Here is a 3,441-nt window from a genome sequence, read left to right on the forward strand (position 1 = left end):
GTTCAATTGAATTCAAGGGAAAAACATATGAGATGGGGGCGATTATGGGGTTGCCATCCTATCAAAATACAAAAGAGGTCATGGAGGAATTGAATCTACTGGAAGGTGGCCCACTGCTGGAAAGAAAATTTTTTAATAGTAGCGGTAGAAGAATACCGCAAATACCCATTGATCAAATAGAAAAATTCACAAAGGAGTTTAAACGTCTTCCGGATATTTTGGAGAGTTATTCACATTTGAAAGAGCCAGGATTTCTCCACTTACCACTTGAATTATGTCAACCATTTACCACATGGTGCGTAGAACATGAACTATTTGTTGTAGAACAAATATTTAGACATTATTTTACAACATTTGGTTTTGGCAATATTAGCGAAGTGCCAGCTGCCTATGTATTGAAATTTTTAACCTACGAAAATTTAATTTCTTTCATTGAAATCACTTATTTGATCACATGGCCTAAGGGAGTAGAAAAACTAGTTCAACGAATGGCAGAACAAATAGATGATGTACGGCTTACATGTGCAGTGACCCAAATCGAAAAAAGAAAAGATGGTAAGTTACGGGTTCACACAGATCATGGTGGTTTTGAATTTGACAAGGTTATTTATACATCACCATTACACAGCCTATCTCGAATGATGCAATTAGGAAAGGAAGAAGAAGAATTAATTGGAGAAATTCAATATGAACACTTTCGAGTGTATGCTTACCAAATGGATAATTTTCCGAAACTCTCAGGCTACATTCCCTCTAATATGTATCCTGATCGAAAGGGACATATGATGGCTTGGTTTTACCGCTGGGGGGATGAAGGGGCTACTGATTTGGTTACTGTATATGTATTGGAAAATGAAGAAATGACAAATGAACAGATGCGAGAAACAATTGAGTGCGAATTACGTAATCTTGGTGGGGAGAATATCCGTCTTTATATGATGAAACGTTGGGAACATTTTCCACATGTTAATTCCACTGCCTTACGACAAGGCTTCTATGAGAAACTTGAACACCGGCAAGGAAGAAATGGATTGTATCTTGCTGGGGAAATTATGAACTTTTCAACGATTGAAAACTGTATTACATACGCGAAATTCTTAGTAGATCGTTATTTTTAATAGTATTTTAAAAAGTTTTACTTTCGACTCAGGTTTACAGACAATCTTTCATTAATCGTTTTTTAGCAACAAATACAGGGAGTATATAAAGATTATTGGGATGTAAACTTAACTTTAAAGGAAACTTCTAGAATGTTGTTATATCAACATCCTTGTGGATTTGAACGGTCAATTACGATGAATTATATTCAAAGTAAGCAAGGAATTATAACATTGTGAAGGAGGTTTCAATTATGTTTTTATTTGAACATATTCCCTGGTATTCTGTCGTGATGTGGTTTGTAGTATTAGGGGCATTAATTCTGGTTAATGAAATGGCCCGGAGGAACAAATGGTTCTCATTATTTTTATTTCTATTGGTACCTATTGTGTTAACGATTGGAGTTTGGCCTCATACAGCAGATAAGGATTCAGGTGTAGGGACATGGTTTCATTGGGTAAAAGTTTATTCAGCATTGGCAGGCTGTTTAGGCTTCATGGCGCTCCGGTTTATTAAGGGGTTAAATACCAATAAGTACATGTTGATGTTTCCGGCATTTATTTTATCGCTAAATATTCTTGAAGCGGTCATCCGTGATTTTCAGGTTTCAGGTTTACACGGTATGATCGATGGAGTAATGATGGTGGGCGGGCCGTGGAATATCATGAATGGTATTGCTGGGATATTAAATATCGTGACAATTTCAGGTTGGATGGGCATCATTATCAGTAAAGATAAATATAGGGATATGGTTTGGCCGGATCAATTGTGGTTTTGGATTATTGCCTATGATCTTTGGAACTTTACCTATGTTTACAACTGTGTTTCAGACCATTCCTATTATGCGGGTGCAGCGTTGTTAATTTCTTGTACTATTCCTGCTTTCTTCATGAAAAAAGGAGCCTGGTTGCAACACCGCGCACAAACACTGGCAATTTGGATGATGTTTACAATGTCATTTCCGGCTTTCGTAGGGGATTCAATGTTTGCTGTTCAATCATCCCATAGTGAAGCAGCATTATGGTTCATGAGCAGTGTATCATTGGCTTCCAATATCGCTGTGTTTGTTTATCACATATATAAGATCATCAAGCATAAACGGAATCCATTAAAAGAAGAAGTGTACACAGATTTAAAACAATCTAAGGAATTAGTGGAAAGCAATGGATATACTCCTAATATAGCTTCGTAGATAAATCTGGAATAAATCTGCTAATTGTAGAAATAAGAATAGGAAGAAGGCCCTCATAACTGTTTTATGAGGGCTTGTTTTATTTGAATTTTAACTTATCAAATAGTAAAGGACTAATGATTAGAATTTTGCATAAAAAAACACCGATTTACGGTGCATGATAATGATTTTTTGATTATGTTGTAGCTTTTGCTTCTTTCGCTATATTGTTCTTTATATACACAACTACTACTAAAATTATTGCCATTGCAATTGGAATGATGGAGTGGAGTGATTCAGGAACATTGATAGGAAGCTTTTCTAATCCTTTGTCTTCAACCATCATTTTGCCAGCAGCATAGGTTAATAATCCTGCACCTACATAAACGATGATTGGAAATCTCTCCATCAGATTCGTTAGTAGTTTGCTTCCAAAAATAATGATAGGGATAGAAATGGCAATTCCAATAATAATCGGCAGAATTCCATCTGCAACACTAGATAACGCAATCACATTATCAATAGACATGGTGAAATCCGCAATCGCAATCGTTTTGATCGCCCCTATAACTTTATCGGATGCATTAATCTTCGTGTTTTCTTCCTCTTTGTGGGCAATTAAGTTATAGCTGATCCGCAATAAGATTAGCCCGCCTACTAATTGAAGAAATGGCAATCCTAAAAACTGAATTAAAACGGTTGCTGCTAGAATTCTTAATAAAATAGCCATTATTGTCCCACCGAAAATGGCTCGGTTCCTTAAATGCTGTGGGACTTTACTAGCGGCTAAAGCAATTACCACTGCATTATCACCCGATAACAAAATATCGATTCCGATTAAACTTAAGATTTCCAGTGCTGTCATTTCTCAGGTTTACCCCCTGTGTATATGTATCTTTTTTTGAACTTCTATGAAAAAGGTATACCAAATTATTTTGGATTTAGAAATGAAAGAATTATGCCGGTTAATATGTATGATTTAAAAATAGGCATAAAAAATAAATTGATAGAACCTAATATATTTATAAAAAAGAAGCTGTATATATTATAATACTATAACGATAAGATGGATGCACCTTTGGAATAATTTAATTAATAATTAGAAAATGAGGAATTTGTGGATTATATTTCTTCAAAATGGAAGTTGAATGTGCAGGGAAATTAAGTCTTGG

General features: G+C 35.3%; 3 protein-coding genes. 2 read left to right on the forward strand and 1 reads right to left on the reverse strand.

Annotated features, from left to right (window positions below):
• On the forward strand, nt 1-1,118 hold a 1,118-nt coding region (locus tag V7083_RS09355), incomplete at its 5' end, for an FAD-dependent oxidoreductase (protein ID WP_335477254.1).
• Nucleotides 1,119-1,351: 233 nt separating this feature from the next.
• Complete coding sequence (locus V7083_RS09360; RefSeq protein WP_335477255.1) at nt 1,352-2,290, forward strand: DUF5692 family protein; 939 nt, start codon at nt 1,352-1,354, stop codon at nt 2,288-2,290.
• A 175-nt stretch (nt 2,291-2,465) separates the two neighbouring features.
• Here the strand turns inward: V7083_RS09360 and V7083_RS09365 are convergent, their stop codons facing one another.
• A complete protein-coding gene (locus V7083_RS09365; RefSeq protein ID WP_335477256.1) occupies nt 2,466-3,134 on the reverse strand; it encodes a YjbE family putative metal transport protein in 669 nt (222 codons plus the stop codon).
• Nucleotides 3,135-3,441: the final 307 nt, after the last annotated feature.

This window comes from Bacillus sp. JJ1764, from assembly GCF_036962145.1.
Taxonomy (GTDB): Bacteria; Bacillota; Bacilli; order Bacillales; family Cytobacillaceae; genus Neobacillus.

Coding starts and splice junctions, on each gene's coding strand:
- V7083_RS09365 (WP_335477256.1), bottom strand. CDS start 3,134: ATGACAGCACTGGAAATCTTAAGTTTAATCGGAATCGATATTTTGTTA.
- V7083_RS09360 (WP_335477255.1), top strand. CDS start 1,352: ATGTTTTTATTTGAACATATTCCCTGGTATTCTGTCGTGATGTGGTTT.